Origin of the sequence: Mycobacterium sp. RTGN5, assembly GCF_033804465.1 — a bacterium.
Lineage (GTDB): Bacteria > Actinomycetota > Actinomycetes > Mycobacteriales > Mycobacteriaceae > Mycobacterium.
The window spans coordinates 387,748-404,878 of record NZ_JAPZLA010000005.1; the positions used below are offsets into that span (position 1 = coordinate 387,748).

Consider the following 17,131-nt stretch of genomic DNA (forward strand, 5'->3'; position numbering starts at 1 on the left):
ATGTCCGAACGCGTCATCTTGGCGTATTCCGGCGGCCTGGACACCTCGGTGGCGATCAGCTGGATCGGCAAGGAGACCGGTAAAGAGGTCGTGGCCGTGGCCATCGATCTCGGCCAGGGCGGCGAGGACATGGACGTCGTTCGCCAGCGTGCCCTGGATTGCGGCGCCGTCGAAGCGGTCGTCGTCGATGCCCGCGACGAGTTCGCCGAGCAATACTGCCTGCCGGCCATCCAGTCCAATGCTCTCTACATGGACCGCTACCCGCTGGTGTCGGCGCTGAGCCGGCCGCTGATCGTCAAGCACCTGGTGACTGCGGCGCGTGAACACCGCGGCGGTATCGTCGCGCACGGCTGCACCGGTAAGGGCAATGACCAGGTCCGCTTCGAGGTCGGATTCGCCTCGCTGGCACCCGATCTGGAGGTGCTCGCCCCGGTCCGTGACTACGCCTGGACCCGGGAGAAGGCGATCGCGTTCGCCGAGGAGAACGCCATCCCGATCAACGTCAGCAAGCGGTCGCCGTTCTCCATCGACCAGAACGTGTGGGGCCGTGCGGTGGAAACCGGCTTCCTTGAGCATCTTTGGAATGCCCCCACCAAGGATGTCTACGACTACACCGAGGATCCGACGCTCAACTGGAACACCCCCGACGAAGTGATCGTCGGCTTCGAGAAGGGGGTGCCGGTATCCGTAGATGGGCGCGGTGTATCCGTCTTGGAGGCGATCGTCGAGCTCAACCGGCGCGCCGGTGCCCAGGGCGTCGGCCGTCTCGACGTCGTCGAGGACCGGTTGGTCGGCATCAAGAGCCGGGAAATCTATGAAGCCCCAGGCGCGATGGTGTTGATCACCGCGCATACCGAGCTCGAGCACGTGACGCTGGAGCGTGAGCTCGGCCGGTTCAAGCGCACGACCGACCGCAAGTGGGGCGAGCTGGTCTATGACGGCCTGTGGTTCTCGCCGCTGAAGCGGTCGCTGGAAGCGTTCGTGGCCAACACTCAGGAACATGTGACCGGTGAGATCCGGATGGTGTTGCACGGCGGGCACATTGCCGTCAACGGACGGCGCAGCCCGACCTCGCTGTACGACTTCAATCTGGCGACGTACGACGAGGGGGATACCTTCGATCAGTCGTCGGCCAAGGGCTTCGTGCACGTGCACGGCCTGTCGTCGAAGATCGCCGCACGGCGGGACTTGGCAGGCAATCAGACGTGAGCACCAACGAGGGCTCGCTGTGGGGTGGGCGTTTCGCCGACGGGCCCGCGCCCGCGCTGGCGGCGCTGAGCAAGTCCACGCATTTCGACTGGGTGCTCGCGCCGTATGACGTCGCCGCCTCCAAGGCACACGCCAAGGTGCTGCACGGGGCGGGCTTGCTGACTGACGAGCAGCGTGACGGGCTGCTCGCCGGTTTGGACAGCCTGGGACAAGACGTCGCCGACGGCAGCTTCACCCCGCTGGTCACCGACGAGGACGTGCACGGGGCACTTGAACGCGGCCTCATCGACCGGGTCGGCCCCGATCTCGGCGGCCGGCTGCGGGCAGGCCGGTCCCGCAATGACCAGGTGGCCACGCTGTTTCGGATGTGGCTGCGCGACGCGATGCGCCGCGTCGCAGACGGTGCGCTCGAAGTGGTGTCGGCACTGGCGACGCAGGCCGCCGCGCACCCGACCGCGATCATGCCCGGCAAAACCCACCTGCAGGCCGCTCAGCCGATCCTGCTGGCGCATCATCTGTTGGCCCACGCCCATCCGCTGTTGCGGGACGTCGACCGCATCGCCGACTTCGACGACCGGACCGCGATATCGCCCTACGGTTCTGGCGCGCTGGCCGGCTCGTCGCTGGGCCTGGATCCCGACGCGATCGCGGAAGAGCTGGGATTCGCTGCGGCGGCGGACAATTCGATTGACGCCACGGCATCCCGGGACTTCGCGGCGGAAGCCGCCTTCGTGCTGGCGATGATCGGCGTCGACCTGTCCCGGCTGGCCGAGGACATCATCTTGTGGAGCACAACCGAATTCGGTTACGCCACGCTGCACGACTCCTGGTCCACTGGCAGTTCGATCATGCCGCAGAAGAAGAACCCGGACATCGCCGAGCTGGCCCGCGGCAAGTCCGGGCGGCTGATCGGCAACCTCACCGGTCTGCTCGCCACCCTGAAGGCCCAGCCGCTGGCCTACAACCGGGATCTGCAGGAAGACAAGGAACCGGTGTTCGACTCCGTCGCGCAGTTGGAGATGGTGCTGCCCGCGATGGCGGGGCTGGTCGCGACCTTGCTATTCGACACCGAACGGATGGCGGCGCTGGCCCCGGCCGGCTACACCCTGGCCACCGACGTCGCCGAATGGCTTGTGCGCCGAGGGGTGCCGTTCCGGGTGGCCCACGAAGCCGCCGGGGAAGCGGTACGTGCAGCCGAGGGTCGCGGCGTCGGGCTCGATGAGCTGACCGACGACGAGCTGGCCCAGATCAGCGCGGAGCTCACCGCCGAGGTACGTGAGGTGCTGACCATCGGCGGATCGGTGTCCTCCCGCGACGCCCGCGGTGGAACGGCGCCGGTGCAGGTGGCCAACCAACTCGGCGTCGTGCGAGATACCGCGGACAGGTTGCGGATTCGTTTGCGACGCTGACCCCGTTGTCAGACCCACTACGATCGTTGTCGTGGCGGGCACACAGGCTGGGGGGCGGGTCCGGCGCTGGTTCGCCGGGCTCGGGTTCTCGCAGATGGGCCAACTGCTGACGGTGGCGCTCCTGGCGGCCACCGCCCTGTTCGGCGGTCTGGACACCGTCAGCACCACCGTGACCCCGTTCAAACCGGGTGACCAGTTCAGCGACGGTGCATTCACCATCACCATCGACCGTGCGTCGTTTCCGCGCGAGGTCCGCGCGGGCACATGGCTGGTGGCGCCGAAGGCCGCGGGCCTGCGCTATCTCGCCGTCGTCGCGACACTGCGTAACGACGGCACCGTACCCGCCTCGGTCGACAACGAACTCGATCTCCACGACGAGCCGGGCAAACGTTTTTTCGGGGTGTTTCGGATCGCCGACGGCAGCCGCATCACCCGGCTCGGGCCGGGCCTGAGCGAGCAGGTCGCGACACTGTGGACACTGCCGGAAGATGCACTGCGCGATGGTGATTCGGTGACATTGCGAGTCTGGAAAAAGCAGTTCCACGAACTGATGGTCACCTACGGCCAGACCTGGGTGGACAGTCTCACCGACTACGGCCAGGTCACCGTCCCGGTCAAGGTGGCGCCGTGAACCGCCGGTCCGCAGGCGCCGCAGTGCTCACCGTTGTCGCGGTCGCACTGGCCGCGCTGATCTGGCATCACCTGCCTGCCCCGTCCGACATCTATGCGCCATTCGATGTGCACGCCGGGATCAATACTGAAGCGGTGGGGGAGAACCTCTCGGCCATCGTGACCGGCGCCGGCATCGCCGCGACGATCCAGAAGCCGTCGGGCAAGCCGGTCGCCGCGGCCGGGACCTGGCTGATGGCGGCGACCTCGCTGGACGTCAAGAATGCGCCCGTGCTGCCGCGCGCCGATCTGCAGGTAGGACCCAACACCTACGCGCCGACCGATCGGCTGCTGTCGACCAATGCCATGGTGCAGCCCGGCCTCACGCTGCGCTGCGCGTGGATCTTCGACGTTCCGGTGGACCTGCTGAACTCGGTGAAATCGGTCGTGCTGCGGGTGTGGGACGGTGACGAGCGGCTCAACTCGCGGTTGGTCATCGACATTCCGCTCGGCGACGCCAGCGTCAACCGGCCGCAGGTGATCGTCGTGCCGCCGGCCGAGACGGTGAAACAATGAGCCGACTCCGAGTGCCCGCCACGTTGTGGCAGCGCAACATCATCGGCGCTGTCGTCGCCGCACTCGCGCTCACGGTGCTCGTGGTGACCGATCTGGCTCCGGACTGGTCGCGCTACCGGCATACCGTCGCCCCGGCTCATGTCGTGGCAGCGGGTCAAACCGGGTCGTTCGACGGGCAGACGTGGACCATCACCGGGGTCCGCCACCTCGACAAGGCGGGCGGCCCGGGGGCCAAGCCGCTACCGGCCGGCACGGTGCTGGAGGTGGTCTCGATCGCCCGGACCGGTGCCCCCGATGGGGACATGTGCACCGGCATGATCACCGATGGTCCGCGCCGCTGGCAGGCTGAGGGGCTGACGGGGTACGGCCCGCCGGTGGCAGACGGCGCGTCCAACCGCTGCACGGGCAAAGGGCCGGTGCAGTTCAGTTTCCTGCTGCCGGATGATGTCGTACCGACTGCGGTCGACGTGCTCGATCTGGACGGTCGGATCAGGGTACGACTGGAGCTGTAGCCGGCTGCTGCGGCGCCGGATCCTGGACGACCTGCTCCAGGCAATATGCAAAGGTGCTGGCGATCAAGCAGATTCGCAGGGGTTCGATGATGGCGTGCGAAATCAGGCTCAGCGTCTGGCCGAACCCGTCCCAGAACGGCTCCGGGTGTGGACCCAGCAGCCACGCCGCACCGCGCAGCAGATAGCTGTCGCCGAGCTGCGCCCGGTAAAAGCTGCCGCTCATATCCAGCCACGCCAGACCGGCATAGGCCAGGACATACAGTGCCAGCGCCAGCACGCCGGCGTGCAGCACGACGCGCGCCGAGTCGGTGATCGGGCGGAATTTGCCGAGCTGCCCGACGGCGTGCTCGGTGACCTTCTCCCGCAGCGTCTTCGGTACTCCGGTCCAGCGCTTCTGCCACCGCTTGCCGGCCGGGGCGGATCGCTCGAAGACCACGTTGGCACGACGGCCGACGACTCGCTGGGCCACGCTGCGCCAGCCGGTGGTCAGTGTGACGCCGTAGACGATGCCGGCCAGCGCCAGCCAGATCAGCGGGACTGCCGCGCCGCCGAACGCGGTGCCCAGCGTCCACATGACCGCGTCCCAGACCTTCTCCAGCGGCGCGAAATGTGAGAACAGGTCGGCCCGGGTGCTACTGAGCCACACCATGATTCGGCGCTGCGCGATCCACCCGGTCGGATTGATGAGCACCGTCAGGCCTTGATTGACCGAGAAGCTCAGCACCAGGAACACCCAGAGCGCATCGACATAGAGCCGGACCGCGACGAGCCACGACGGCAATCGGTCCTTGAGCTTGCTCAACACCGTGCGGATCACCAACGCTGCGCCGATCAACACCCAGGTGCCCGCCCCGACGGGCAGCGATTGCGGATGCAGTTCAGTCGGTGGCCCTCCGGCTGCCACGGCCATCATCGAGTCACCGATGCGGTAGGTCAGGGCTCGGCTCTCGAACGCGAGCCAGTCCTCCCGGAACATCTGCCAGGCCAGATAGACCGCGAAGAACGGCACGATGACGGTGGAAAACAGATCGATGCTGCGGGCCGGACGGCGGCCGAAAGTGGCCAGTACCGGGAACGCCGCACGCAGCACCAGGAACATCGCCACATATGAGCCCAGCCGCGCCATACCGGCCAGCGGCATGATCAGCGAGGCCCACCAGTCATTGTCGTAGCCGGCCCATGCTGCCCAATCGATCGCCAGGTGCCGGCCAAGCAGACCCAGCAGATAGCAGGCAATCAGTTGCGGGAAGTACCGCGCCCAGACGCTGAACGGCCGCAACAGGTAGCGCATACCGGACATTCTAGGAATGCGCTGATAACTTTCCGGGGTGAGTGGGGGATATGCGCTCTTTCGGCTGCGCCAGTTCCGCGAACTGTGGTCGGCGAACCTGCTGACCAGTTTCGGTCTGGTCATGTTGCTGCTGGGCGCCGCCTGGGTGATGACGACGATGACGTCGAATCCCCTGCTGGTGAGCATGGTGCAGACCGTCACCAGCCTCCCGTTCCTGGTGCTCGGGATCCCCGCCGGGATCATGTCGGATCTTTACGGCCACCGGCGGCTGCTGCTCGGTGCGCACACCTGGATGCTGCTGTGTGTGTCGGGGCTGGCGGTCGTCACCCTCGGCCACCACCTGAATCCCGCCTGGCTGCTCGCGGGGCTGGCGTTGATCGGAATCGGACTGGTGTTCCAGCAGGCCGCCTGGAAACCCTTTCTGCACCAGCTACTTCCGTCGGATCAACTCGTCGGCGCGATCTCGCTGAACTCGCTCAGCAACAAGCTCGCCCAGGTGGCCGGCCCGCTGCTCGGTGGCGTGTTGGTCGGCACCAGGGGAGCGCTCATTGTGTTCGGCACCCGTGGCCTGTCCCACCTCGTGATGATGGCTGTGGTGAGGCGGGTGCCGAAATCCGGTGACCGCACCGACGCCGGATCCTTCGGTGAGGCGGCACAGTCGTTCACCCACGGCTGGGGGTACCTTCGGACGTCGCGCCCGTTGTACGGGCCGATGATCCGCTGTGTCGTGTTCATGCTGCCGTGCTCGGGCATGGTCGCCCTGTTGCCGCTGGAAGCCAAGTTGAACATCCAGACCGAGGTGATCGGCTACGGCGGGCTGCTGACGGCGCTCGCGGTGGGCACGGTGTCCGCGGTCGCCCTCATGCCATGGTTGCAGGACCGGGCCGCCATGAACACGCTGAGTTCCGTTGCGCTGACCTTTTTTTCACTGGCGGTGCTTGGCGTCAGCCAGTGGGACAGCATGCTGCTCGACGCGTCGTTCCTGCTGGTCGCCGGATTCGGCTGGGGCATTCTGACCGTCGCTCACCAGTGGTCGGTGCAGACGGCGGCGCCAGACGAGATGCGCGGTCTGATGACGTCGTTCTACACGGTGGTCCTTCAGGGTTCGCTGGCCGCGGGCAGTTTCCTGTTCGGCCTCATCGCGACCCAGGTCGGGGTAAGCACCACGATCCTGATCTGCGGCTTGTTCGCAGCGGCCGGGTTACTGCTGGTTCGCGTCTTTCCGATGCCCGGCGCCGTCCCGCACAACCAGCCTGCCTAGTCGACCAGCTCCGAGAGCTCCAGCCAGCGGGCTTCGGCCGCGGCCACTTCGTCCTCGAGACTGCGCAATTCCATTGTCAGCCTTCCAATTTCGATGTGGTCGGACTGATCGTGTGCGGCTAGCTCGGCGTGCAGTGCGGCGATGCGGCCGTCAAGTTTGACCAATGACCGCTCGATCGACGTGATCTCTTTTTGCACGTTACGGAGCTCGGCACCCGACAGCGCCTCGGTCGACGGCGCAGAGCCGGATCGGGTAGGTGAGTCCGGCGTCACGGCAGTGGATTGCGCTTTGGCGAGCTGCAGATACTCGTCGACGCCGCGGGGCAGATGACGCAGGTGACCGTTGAGGATCGCGTACTGCTGATCTGTGACGCGCTCGAGTAGGTAGCGGTCATGCGAGACCACGATCAGCGTGCCGGGCCACGAGTCCAACAGATCCTCGGTGGCCGCCAACATGTCGGTGTCGACGTCATTGGTGGGCTCGTCGAGGACCAGCACGTTCGGCTCGGACAAAATCGTGAGTAACAGCTGGAGCCGACGCCGTTGGCCACCGGAGAGTTCCCCGACCCGCGAGGACAGGTGTTCGCGGCGGAACCCCAGCCGTTCCAGCAGCTGTGCTGGCGTGATGTCCTTGCCGTCGACCTGAAAGTCGGTCTGCAGCTGGGCAAGAACTTCGCGGACCATCTCGCCCTCGACGGCGGCCAAAATGCCTGCCTGCTGGTCAAGCATCGCCAACTTGACGGTCTTGCCGCGCTTCACGCGACCTGAGGTGGCCGCGACAGTGCCGGCGATCAGGCCGAGCAGCGTCGACTTACCGGCACCGTTCGCGCCGAGAATTCCGGTGCGCTCGCCGGGCGCGATTCGCCACTCGATATTGCGCAGCACGTGTCGGCCGTCGTAATCCACCCCGACGTCCAGCAGGTCGATGACCTCTTTGCCCAGCCGGGCGGTCGCCAGTTTGGCGAGTTCGATCGGGTTGCGCAGTGGTGGCACGTCTTCGATCAGCTGATTGGCGGCCTCGATGCGGAACTTCGGTTTCGACGTCCGAGCGGGCGCCCCGCGCCGCAACCACGCCAGCTCCTTCTTCATCAAGTTCTGGCGCTTGGCCTCCACCGTCGCGGCCTGGCGATCCCGTTCGACCCGCTGCAGGATGTAGGCCGCGTAGCCGCCATCGAACGGTTCGACGATACCGTCGTGAACCTCCCACGTCGTCAACGCAACTTCGTCGAGGAACCACCGATCGTGGGTCACGACCAGCAGGCCGCCGCTGGTGCGGGCCCAACGTGTCTTGAGGTGCCCGGCCAGCCAGGTGATGCCCTCCACGTCGAGGTGGTTGGTGGGCTCGTCCAGCGCGATCACATCCCAGTCGCCCATCAACAACTGGGCCAGCTGGACGCGGCGGCGCTGACCGCCAGACAGCGTGGACACCAGCGCATCCCACGCGATGTCCGCGACCAGACCGCCGACGACGTCGCGGACCTTAGCGTCGCCGGCCCACTCGTGGTCAGCCAGATCGCCGACCAGAACGTGCCCGACCGTGCTGTCGCCATCCAGTGTGTCGGCTTGGTCGAGTGCGCCCACGTGGACGCCGGTGCGACGGGTCACCCGCCCTGCGTTGGGCGTCAGTTGGCCAGTCAGCATGCCCAACAGGCTCGATTTGCCATCGCCATTGCGGCCCACAATGCCGATGCGGTCGCCCTCGTTGACTCCGACCGTCAACGACTCGAAGACCACCTGCGTCGGGAATTGCAGATGCAGGGCTTCAGCTCCGAGCAGGTGTGCCACTGGGAAGACGGTACTGGTGGTGCCCGCTGGGGCACCAAACGCCCGGGACGCAGATGGGCGTTATGCCATGATGTCCTGGCTGTCGGGGCCCTATACAGCGACGTGGGACAGCGACGTGGGACAGGGGAGAACACCTGTGGATCTGAACTTCTCGGCGGTCACCAGGCCTGTGGAACGCCTGATGGCGACGGCGCAGAACGGCTTCGAGGTGCTGCGCTGGGGCGGCCTGGAGACCGGCGCGGTGCCTTCGCCGTTCCAGATCGTCGAGAACAAGCCGATGTACAAACTGCGGCGCTACTTCCCGCCGGACAACAGGCCGGGACAGCGGCCCGCCGGGCCGCCGGTCCTGATGGTCCACCCGATGATGATGTCGGCGAACATGTGGGACGTCACCCGCGAGGACGGCGCCGTCGGCATCGTGCACGCGGGCGGGATCGACCCGTGGGTCATCGATTTCGGTTCGCCCGACGAGGTCGAGGGCGGCATGGAACGCAACCTCACCGACCACATTGTCGCGCTCAGCGAGGCCATCGACGCTGTCAAGGAGGCCACCGGCCAGAGCGTGCATCTGGCCGGCTACTCGCAGGGCGGCATGTTCTGCTATCAGACCGCGGCCTACCGGCGCACCAAAGACATCGCCAGCATCGTGGCGTTCGGCTCGCCGGTGGACACCCTGGCGGCCCTGCCGATGGGCATCCCGCCCAACCTCGGTGCGGTCGCCGCCGACTTCATGGCCGACCACGTCTTCAATCACATCGACATCCCGGGCTGGCTGGCCCGCACCGGATTTCAGATGTTGGACCCGCTGAAAACCGCCAAGGCGCGCTTGGACTTCCTGTTCCAGTTGCACGACCGCGACGCCTTGCTGCCGCGTGAGCAGCAGCGGCGCTTCCTGGACTCGGAGGGCTGGATCGCCTGGTCCGGCCCGGCGGTGTCCGAACTGCTCAAGCAGTTCATCGCGCACAACCGGATGATGTCGGGCGGGTTCGCGATCAACGGCCAGCTGGTGACGTTGTCCGACATCACCTGCCCGGTGCTGGCGTTCATCGGTGAGGTCGACGACATCGGCCAGCCGGCGTCGGTGCGCGGTATCAAACGCGCCGCACCCGCCGCCGACGTCTACGAGGTGATGATCCGGGCCGGCCACTTCGGCCTGGTCGTGGGATCCAAGGCGGCGACGGCCACGTGGCCGACGGTGGCGGACTGGGTGCGCTGGCAGGCCGGCCAGGACTCCCGGCCGGCCAATATCGCGCCGATGCAGGACAACACCGCCGACGCCGACGAGAGCGGGGTGGCGTTGTCCGCGCGCCTGATGCACACGGCGGCCGAGGTCTCGGGCCTGGCACTGTCGGCGGCGCGCGGCGCGGCCGACGCGGTGGTCAACGCCAACAAGTCGATGCGCACGCTGGCGGTGGAGACCGCCCGCACACTGCCGAGACTGACCCGGCTGGGGCAGATCAACGACCACACCCGGATCTCGCTGGGCCGCATCATCGACGAGCAGGCCGCGGGCGCCCCCAACGGCGAATTCCTGTTGTTCGACGGCCGGGTGCACACCTATGAGGCGGTCAACCGCCGGATCAACAACGTCGTCCGCGGGCTCATCGGCGTCGGCGTCCGTCAAGGCGGACGGGTCGGTGTGCTGATGGACACCCGGCCGTCGGCACTGGTGGCCATCGCCGCGCTGTCCCGGCTGGGTGCGGTCGCCGTACTGATGCCCCCGGACGCCGACCTCGAAGAGGCGGTCCGGCTGGGCGGGGTCACCGAGGTGATCACCGACCCGGGCAACCTCGAGGCGGCGCTCAAGCTGCCGGTCCAGGCGCTGGTCCTCGGTGGCGGCGAGAGCCGTGACCTCAATCTGCCCGGCGGCAGCAACGTCGTCGACATGGAGAAGATCGACCCGGACGCCGTGGAGCTGCCGGGCTGGTACCGGCCCAACCCTGGTTTCGCCCGTGACCTGGCCTTCGTCGCCTTCAATTCGGTCGGCGGGGTCTTGGTGCCCAAGCAGATGACCAACTACCGGTGGGCGCTGTCGGCGTTCGGCACGGCCTCGGCCGCCGCCCTTGGCCGCGGCGACACCGTCTACTGCCTGACCCCGCTGCACCATCAATCAGGGCTGCTGGTCAGCCTCGGCGGTGCGGTCGTCGGCGGCACCCGGATCGCGCTCTCGCGCGGGCTGGAGCCCGACCGTTTCCGCGCCGAAATCCGCCAGTACGGCGTGACTGTCGTGTCCTACACCTGGACGATGCTGCGCGACGTGGTGGAAGACGCTGTCGAACCGTCCCTCTTGCTGCGCGGCAACCATCCGGTCCGGTTGTTCATCGGTTCGGGCATGCCGCCCGGTCTGTGGCTGCGGACCGTCGAGGCGTTCGCGCCGGCGAACATCGTGGAGTTCTTCGCCACCACCGATGGCCAGGCTGTCCTGGCCAACGTGGCCGGGGCCAAAATCGGCAGCAAGGGCCGGCCGCTGCCCGGCGGCGGCCAGGTCGAATTGGCCGCCTACGACGCGACCGACGACCTGATCCTTGAGGACGACCGCGGGTTCGTCGTGGTCGCCGAACCCAACCAGGTCGGCGTGCTGCTGGCCCGGCCGTGGGGGCCGATCGACCCGACCGCGTCCGTCAAGCGGGGAGTCTTCGCCCCTGGTGACACCTGGATCTCCACCGAATACGTGTTCCGCCGCGACGCCGACGGCGACTTCTGGCTGCTGGGCAACCGCCCGCTGCTGATCCGCACCGCACGCGGTGTGGTGTTCCCGGAGTCGGTCACTGACGCCGTCACCTGGATCGGTGCGGTCGACGTCGCCGCGACATACGGGGTCGACGTGCCCGGCGGCACGATCGCCGTCACCGCGATCACGCTGCGGCCCGGCATGACCGTCACCGGCGCCGACCTCACCGACGCGTTCGCGGCGATGCCGGTCGGACCGGCGCCCGACGTCGTCCACGTGGTGCCGGAAATCCCGCTCAGCGCCACTTCTCGACCGACGGCGTCGGCGTTGCGGGCCGAGGGAGTGCCGAAGGCGTCTCGTAACGCCTGGCACTTGGAGCCCGATACGGGCAAGTACAAGCGCTTAACGGCTGCGGCACGTGCTCATCTATCCGGTACCGAGGACTGAGCTTCTGCCCAGGTCGCGCAGCGCTGTTAGGCTCGCCGAGAGTCCCAGGTGCCAACGCGTCGGAGGAATGCATGCCAACCCAGACCGTTTCACGTCACTGGCGTCGCGCCGTCCGCGGCACGGCGATCGGTGCCCTGACCGCTGGTCTGCTGGTCGCGGTGGGCACGCAGCCGGCGCTGGCTGATCCGACGACCACACCGGCCACCCCGAGCGCCGACAGCAACGGGGTTCCGCAGTTCCAGAGCGCCGAGCAGCTGCTGGCCTTCATTGATCAGGAGTACGACATGGGCGCCGGCGGCGGCCAGATGTCCAACCTGATCAAGCAGGTCATGAAGTTGCGCGCCCAGGGCATCAAGCCCTCGCGGACCAACATCGCCGAGATCCAGAACGCGCTGCAGTACCGCCCGAACCAGAAGCCGCTGATCGCCGCGCTGCAGAACACCGTGGGCTACCAGCAGAAGATCGCCGCCCAGATGGCACTTCTGCAGCAGGCGCAGGAGCGCCAGCAGAACAATGCGGTGATGGGCGCTGGTCAGATGCCCAGCGACGGCGCTCCGACCATCGGTGGTAACGGCGTGCCGGTCGGTGGCGGTGCCCCCGCCAACCCCCTGCCGCCAGGCCAGTAGCTGAACTGTGCTCGACGACAAGCTGCTCAACATCCTGGTGTGCCCGGCCGACCGCGGTCCGCTGGTCCTCGTGGATGAGGTTTTGTACAACCCCCGCCTGCACAAGGCCTACCGCATCGAGGACGGCATCCCGGTGCTGCTGGTCGACGAGGCGGTCGATGTCGGACCCGAAGAGCATGAGCGCTTGATGGCGCAGGCCGGGTCTTAATCCGTCGGTAGGTCCCCGGTGAGATAGCGCTGCAGGGTCGGTGCGATCGTCGCGGCAACGCGTTCCGCCGGCAGCGACGCGAACGGTTCGAGGCCGATGATGTAGCGGGCCATCACCACACCCACCAATTGCGACGCGACGAATTGCACTCGCAGGCGCCCACTTCCCGGCGGATTGTCGATGCGGGGTGCGACCTCGGCGGTGATGATCTCCTGCAGGAACGAGCGGATCAGGCTGATGTCGGAGCCCGCTATCAGCGAGCGAATCGTGGCGATGAGCGCAGCGCCCATCTCCGAATCCCACAGTGGCAGCAAGATCGAGGGCAGGACGTGGCCGAGTTCCTCGACCGGCGTATCCCGCAGCGGTACCAGAATGGTCATCGGGTCGATCGGAATGTTGATCGCGGCGGTGAACAACTGCTGCTTGGTGCCGAAGTAATGGTGCACCAATGCCGAGTCGACGCCGGCGGCCGCGGCGATCGCACGGATCGATGTTTTGTCGATACCGTTGCGGGCGAACAGCTCTCGCGCATTGACTAGGATTCGGTCTCGCGTGTCGGAGGTGCCGCGGGGGCGGCCGGGACGTTTCGGTTGCGGGTCCGCGCTCACGGAGTGCGCCGTCGCAGCGTCGCCGCTGCCAGCGCCATCGCCACCAGCGCGAACGCCAGGACCACGACGATGTCCCGGATGGCGATATCGGTCAGTCCGGTGTGGGCGTTGACTTCCCGCAGGGCTTCCAGCGCATAGCTGGCCGGCATTGCGTTGCTGATCCATTCCAGCCAGGTCGGCATCTGATCGCGCGGCACGATGATCCCGGCCAGCAGCAACTGCGGGACGATGAATACCGGCATGAATTGCACGGCCTGAAACTCGGTGCGGGCGAACGCACTTGCCAGCAATCCCAGGCCCACACCAAGCACCGCGTTGATGACGGCGATGACGAACACCCAGAACGGACTGCCCTTCGTGTCGAACCCCAGCAGCCAGAACGCCACCACGCAGGCCAGGACCGCCTGCGCGGCAGCGGCGACCGAGAAGGCCGTGCCGTAGGCGGCCAGCAGATCCAGCCGGCGCAGCGGGGTGGTGAGGATGCGTTCCAGGGTTCCGGAGGACCGTTCGCGCTGCATGGTGATCGACGTGATCAGGAACATCACGAACAGCGGGAACAGCCCGAGCAGGATCAGGCACGCGGTCTGAAACGGCGACACGGCGCCCGGGAACGACGGCACGTCGTCGAACATGAAGTACATCAGCGTGATCACCGCGCTGGGTACCACGAGAATCATTGCGACACTTCGATGATCGGCGCGCAGCTGGCGCAGGATGCGGGCCGTGGTCGCGAGGTAGGCGCGCGGGCTCAGCTTATGGGAGTTGCGGTGCTGTGCCTGATGACGGAGAGGAACGCTTCCTCCAGTGACGTGCATCCGGTGTCCTCTCTGAGTCGGGCCGGGGTGGTGTGGGCCAGCAGCCGGCCCTCGCGCATGAGCAGCAGCTCATTGCAGTGGTCGGCTTCGTCCATCACATGACTGGACACCAGCAAGGTGGTGCCCCGGCGGGCCAGGGCGTCGAACTGGTTCCAGAGATCGACGCGCAGGACCGGGTCGAGTCCGACGGTCGGCTCGTCGAGCACCAGGAGGTCGGGCTGGCTGACCAGGGCACAGGCCAGTGACACCCGAGTGCGCTGGCCGCCGGACAGATTGCCGCAGTAGGCCCCGGCGTGGTCGCGCAGTCCGACATCGTCGATCGCCTGGTCGGCGGTCTCCGGGGGAGCGCCGTAGAGCGCCGCGAAATAGCGGACGTTGTCGATGATGCGCAGGTCGTTGTAGATGGTCGGGTCTTGGGTGACGTAGCCGACGCGGTGACGCAGCGCGGGGGAGCCGGCCGGATGTCCAAGCACGGTGACGGTGCCGGACGCCACGATCTGAGTGCCGACAATGCTCCGCATCAGCGTCGTCTTGCCACAGCCCGATGGTCCCAGCAGCCCGGTGATCGTGCCGCGCGGGATCTGGACGGAGAAGTCGTGCAGTGCGACCCGCTTACCGCGCACCACTTTCAGGTTCTGGGCCTGAACCGCGGCTTCGGCGGCCGGTGCATCACCCGGCAATAATTCATCACTCGATGAACTCATCACGTGGTGAATAATGCTCCCCGAATGCCGGCGGGTCAATGCCTGGGGCAGAATTTCCTCTGGTGAGCGTCGAACTGCTGGACACCGACCCGGTCTCGGCGGCCGGGCTGCTCCTCGGCGGGGTGATCTGCTGCCGGGGAGTCAGCGCACTGATCGTCGAGGTCGAGGCGTACGGCGGCCCGCCGGACGGGCCGTGGCCGGATGCCGCCGCGCACTCGTTCCGGGGCCCGGGCAATCGCAACACGGTGATGTTCGGTCCGCCCGGTCGGCTCTATACCTATCGAAGCCACGGCATTCATGTGTGCGCCAACGTGGTGTGTGGGCCGGACGGCACGGCGGCAGCGGTGCTGATCCGGGCGGCCGCGATCGAGTCGGGGCTGGATCTGGCCCAGGCCCGCCGGGGCGCATTGGTGCGCCCGACGGCGCTGGCCCGCGGGCCCGGCAACCTGTGTTCGGCGCTGGGCGTCGCGATGGAGGACAACGGCGTCGACGTGTTCGACCCGGATTCGCCGGTGACGCTGCAACTCGGTGGAGGTGGTCTGCAGAGCAGTGGGCCGCGGGTCGGGGTGTCTCAGGCGGCCGATCGGCCGTGGCGCTTGTGGCTCACCGGGCGCCCGGAAGTGTCGGCCTTCCGGCGCAGTCCGCGCGCGCCACTCCCGGGCGCGAGCGACTGAGCGCACCCCATGCGGGAGGATCAACGCATGAGCACGACGATCCTCGACGAGCTGGGCTGGCGCGAACTGATCGCTCAGTCCACCGATATCGACGCGCTTGCCGCCGCGGCCGCGCAACCACCGATGACCGTCTACTGCGGATTCGACCCCACCGCGCCGAGCCTGCATGCGGGAAATCTGGTGCCGTTGCTCACACTTCGGCGATTCCAGCGGGCCGGGCACCGGCCGATCGTGTTGGCCGGCGGCGCAACGGGCATGATCGGTGATCCTCGTGACAGCGGCGAGCGGACGATGAACACCACCGACACCGTGGCGCAGTGGGCCGAGCGGATTCGCGGTCAGCTGGAACGGTTCGTCGACTTCGACGATTCCGCCAGCGGTGCTGTCGTCGAGAACAACCTGAGCTGGACCTCGCAGCTGAGCGCCATCGACTTCCTGCGTGACGTCGGCAAGCACTTCTCCGTCAATGTGATGCTCGACCGCGACACCATCCGGCGCCGGCTGGACGGGGAGGGCATCTCCTATACCGAGTTCAGCTACATGCTGCTGCAGGCCAACGACTACGTGGAGCTCAACCGGCGGTACGGCTGCGCGCTGCAGATCGGCGGCTCCGATCAGTGGGGCAACATCATCGCCGGTGTGCGATTGGTCCGTCAGACGTTGGGTGCGACCGTCCACGCGCTGACGGTGCCACTGGTCACCTCGGCGGACGGCACGAAGTTCGGCAAGTCCACCGGCGGGGGAAGTCTCTGGCTGGACCCCGAGATGACCAGCCCATATGCCTGGTACCAGTACTTCGTGAACACCGCCGATGCCGACGTGATCAAGTACCTGCGCTGGTTCACGTTCCTGTCCGCAGACGAGTTGGCCGAGCTTGCGGAAGCCACGGCGACCCGCCCGCATGAACGGGCCGCCCAGCGCCGGTTGGCCCAGGAGCTGACCACATTGGTGCATGGACAGGCCGCCACCGATGCCGTCGAACACGCCTCGCAGGCCCTGTTCGGCCGCGGTGAACTATCCCGGCTCGATGAGCCGACGCTGGCGGCCGCGCTGCGGGAGACGTCCGTGGCCGAGCTGGCGCCGGGCGCCCCGGACGGCATCGTCGACCTTTTGGTGGCCACCGGCCTGTCCGCGAGCAAGGGTGCCGCCAAGCGGACGATCGCCGAGGGCGGGGTATCGGTCAACAACGAGAAGATCGACGGCGAGGACTGGGTGGCACAGCCGTCCCACTTTCTGCACGGTCGCTGGTTGGTGCTGCGGCGCGGGAAGCGGAATATCGCTGGGGTACAGCGGGTTTGAGTTTCTGGATGACGGCGAAAACCGGGATCTAGCAGGCGATTTGACTCCCTGTTAGCACTCACGTAACTTAATCCAGGTCGTCGCGACCCGGTCAGCCCGGAGAGCGCGATGGTAACCTTCAAGGAATAGTCCCGAACTCCGGGATGTTTCCAACTGTCCGCCCTACCGCACGCGGCGAAAGTCGCGGGGTGGTTTGCGCGGCCGGTGAGGGTGCCGGGTGTTGTTGTTTGAGAACTCAATAGTGTGTTTGGTGGTTTTATAGTTTGTTGTTGTTTTTTGCCATGCTTTGATACCCCCGTGTTGGGGTGTGGCGATCTTTTTTTGATGCCAGTTTGTTTGGTGTCTTTTTGTTAGGTCAGATTGTTCTGATTCGAATTCACCTGTGCTTGTCATGGGTTGTTTTTGTTTGGAGAGTTTGATTCTGGCTC

17 protein-coding genes are annotated in these 17,131 nt (G+C 66.8%); 11 read left to right on the forward strand and 6 right to left on the reverse strand.

Going from position 1 to position 17,131, the window contains the following annotated elements:
- The 5 genes from SLQ31_RS23960 to SLQ31_RS23980 are packed head-to-tail and all read left to right on the forward strand — an operon-like array spanning window position 1 to window position 4,315.
- Complete coding sequence (locus SLQ31_RS23960; protein WP_319436600.1) at window positions 1-1,209, forward strand: argininosuccinate synthase; 1,209 nt, start codon at window positions 1-3, stop codon at window positions 1,207-1,209.
- On the forward strand, window positions 1,206-2,618 hold the full coding sequence (argH, locus tag SLQ31_RS23965) for an argininosuccinate lyase (protein ID WP_319436601.1): 1,413 nt from the start codon (window positions 1,206-1,208) through the stop codon (window positions 2,616-2,618). The genes SLQ31_RS23960 and argH overlap by 4 nt, the downstream gene beginning before the upstream one ends.
- Window positions 2,619-2,649: 31 nt before the next feature.
- Complete coding sequence (locus SLQ31_RS23970; protein ID WP_319436602.1) at window positions 2,650-3,249, forward strand: hypothetical protein; 600 nt, start codon at window positions 2,650-2,652, stop codon at window positions 3,247-3,249.
- Complete coding sequence (locus SLQ31_RS23975; RefSeq protein ID WP_319436603.1) at window positions 3,246-3,803, forward strand: hypothetical protein; 558 nt, start codon at window positions 3,246-3,248, stop codon at window positions 3,801-3,803. Before SLQ31_RS23970 ends, SLQ31_RS23975 begins: the two co-directional genes overlap by 4 nt.
- The gene (locus SLQ31_RS23980) at window positions 3,800-4,315 is read left to right on the forward strand and encodes a hypothetical protein (protein ID WP_319436604.1); all 516 of its coding nucleotides are present in this window, start codon (window positions 3,800-3,802) and stop codon (window positions 4,313-4,315) included. Before SLQ31_RS23975 ends, SLQ31_RS23980 begins: the two co-directional genes overlap by 4 nt.
- On the opposite strand, the gene SLQ31_RS23985 is transcribed toward SLQ31_RS23980, so the two are convergent.
- Window positions 4,293-5,606, reverse strand: coding sequence for a hypothetical protein (locus SLQ31_RS23985; protein WP_319436605.1), 1,314 nt, complete (start codon window positions 5,604-5,606; stop codon window positions 4,293-4,295). The genes SLQ31_RS23980 and SLQ31_RS23985 overlap by 23 nt on opposite strands.
- A gap of 37 nt (window positions 5,607-5,643) precedes the next feature.
- Here SLQ31_RS23985 and SLQ31_RS23990 point away from each other — a divergent pair, with 37 nt between their 5' ends.
- A complete protein-coding gene (locus SLQ31_RS23990) occupies window positions 5,644-6,867 on the forward strand; it encodes an MFS transporter (RefSeq protein WP_319436606.1) in 1,224 nt (407 codons plus the stop codon).
- On the opposite strand, the gene SLQ31_RS23995 is transcribed toward SLQ31_RS23990, so the two are convergent.
- On the reverse strand, window positions 6,864-8,651 hold the full coding sequence (locus SLQ31_RS23995) for an ABC-F family ATP-binding cassette domain-containing protein (protein WP_319436607.1): 1,788 nt from the start codon (window positions 8,649-8,651) through the stop codon (window positions 6,864-6,866). The two genes, SLQ31_RS23990 and SLQ31_RS23995, sit on opposite strands and share 4 nt — an antisense overlap.
- Before the next feature lie 136 nt (window positions 8,652-8,787).
- On the opposite strand from SLQ31_RS23995, the gene SLQ31_RS24000 reads away from it, so the two are divergent.
- The 3 genes from SLQ31_RS24000 to SLQ31_RS24010 all read left to right on the forward strand — a co-directional run bounded on the left by SLQ31_RS24000 (window position 8,788) and on the right by SLQ31_RS24010 (window position 12,603).
- Window positions 8,788-11,769, forward strand: coding sequence for an acyl-CoA synthetase (locus SLQ31_RS24000; protein ID WP_319436608.1), 2,982 nt, complete (start codon window positions 8,788-8,790; stop codon window positions 11,767-11,769).
- Between the two features lie 71 nt (window positions 11,770-11,840).
- Window positions 11,841-12,395, forward strand: coding sequence for a hypothetical protein (locus tag SLQ31_RS24005; protein ID WP_319436609.1), 555 nt, complete (start codon window positions 11,841-11,843; stop codon window positions 12,393-12,395).
- Window positions 12,396-12,402: 7 nt separating this feature from the next.
- On the forward strand, window positions 12,403-12,603 hold the full coding sequence (locus SLQ31_RS24010) for a Trm112 family protein (protein WP_319436610.1): 201 nt from the start codon (window positions 12,403-12,405) through the stop codon (window positions 12,601-12,603).
- Here the strand turns inward: SLQ31_RS24010 and SLQ31_RS24015 are convergent.
- From SLQ31_RS24015 to SLQ31_RS24025, 3 genes are read right to left on the reverse strand one after another with little or no spacing between them, the layout of a single operon-like run.
- Complete coding sequence (locus tag SLQ31_RS24015; RefSeq protein WP_319436611.1) at window positions 12,600-13,211, reverse strand: TetR family transcriptional regulator; 612 nt, start codon at window positions 13,209-13,211, stop codon at window positions 12,600-12,602. The two genes, SLQ31_RS24010 and SLQ31_RS24015, sit on opposite strands and share 4 nt — an antisense overlap.
- Complete coding sequence (locus SLQ31_RS24020) at window positions 13,208-14,026, reverse strand: ABC transporter permease (protein ID WP_319436612.1); 819 nt, start codon at window positions 14,024-14,026, stop codon at window positions 13,208-13,210. The genes SLQ31_RS24015 and SLQ31_RS24020 overlap by 4 nt, the downstream gene beginning before the upstream one ends.
- Window positions 13,960-14,733 (reverse strand): ABC transporter ATP-binding protein, encoded by a 774-nt coding sequence (locus SLQ31_RS24025; RefSeq protein ID WP_319436613.1) that lies wholly within the window; start codon window positions 14,731-14,733, stop codon window positions 13,960-13,962. The genes SLQ31_RS24020 and SLQ31_RS24025 overlap by 67 nt, the downstream gene beginning before the upstream one ends.
- Window positions 14,734-14,768: 35 nt before the next feature.
- Here SLQ31_RS24025 and SLQ31_RS24030 point away from each other — a divergent pair, with 35 nt between their 5' ends.
- Both SLQ31_RS24030 and tyrS read left to right on the forward strand, forming a co-directional pair.
- Window positions 14,769-15,404, forward strand: a complete 636-nt coding sequence (locus SLQ31_RS24030) for a DNA-3-methyladenine glycosylase (RefSeq protein ID WP_413642875.1) — start codon at window positions 14,769-14,771, stop codon at window positions 15,402-15,404.
- A gap of 27 nt (window positions 15,405-15,431) precedes the next feature.
- The gene (gene tyrS / locus SLQ31_RS24035) at window positions 15,432-16,703 is read left to right on the forward strand and encodes a tyrosine--tRNA ligase (RefSeq protein WP_319436614.1); all 1,272 of its coding nucleotides are present in this window, start codon (window positions 15,432-15,434) and stop codon (window positions 16,701-16,703) included.
- 162 nt (window positions 16,704-16,865) lie between these two features.
- On the opposite strand, the gene SLQ31_RS24040 is transcribed toward tyrS, so the two are convergent.
- On the reverse strand, window positions 16,866-17,131 hold a 266-nt coding region (locus SLQ31_RS24040; protein WP_319436615.1), incomplete at its 5' end, for a hypothetical protein.

What these genes read in the sequence shown, in the direction of transcription:
- SLQ31_RS23960 (WP_319436600.1), top strand. Translation starts at nt 1, where the DNA reads ATGTCCGAACGCGTCATCTTGGCGTATTCCGGCGGCCTGGACACCTCG.
- SLQ31_RS24030 (WP_413642875.1), top strand. Translation starts at nt 14,769, where the DNA reads ATGCCTGGGGCAGAATTTCCTCTGGTGAGCGTCGAACTGCTGGACACC.
- tyrS (WP_319436614.1), top strand. Translation starts at nt 15,432, where the DNA reads ATGAGCACGACGATCCTCGACGAGCTGGGCTGGCGCGAACTGATCGCT.
- SLQ31_RS23985 (WP_319436605.1), bottom strand. Translation starts at nt 5,606, where the DNA reads ATGCGCTACCTGTTGCGGCCGTTCAGCGTCTGGGCGCGGTACTTCCCG.
- SLQ31_RS24005 (WP_319436609.1), top strand. Translation starts at nt 11,841, where the DNA reads ATGCCAACCCAGACCGTTTCACGTCACTGGCGTCGCGCCGTCCGCGGC.
- SLQ31_RS24020 (WP_319436612.1), bottom strand. Translation starts at nt 14,026, where the DNA reads ATGCACGTCACTGGAGGAAGCGTTCCTCTCCGTCATCAGGCACAGCAC.
- SLQ31_RS23980 (WP_319436604.1), top strand. Translation starts at nt 3,800, where the DNA reads ATGAGCCGACTCCGAGTGCCCGCCACGTTGTGGCAGCGCAACATCATC.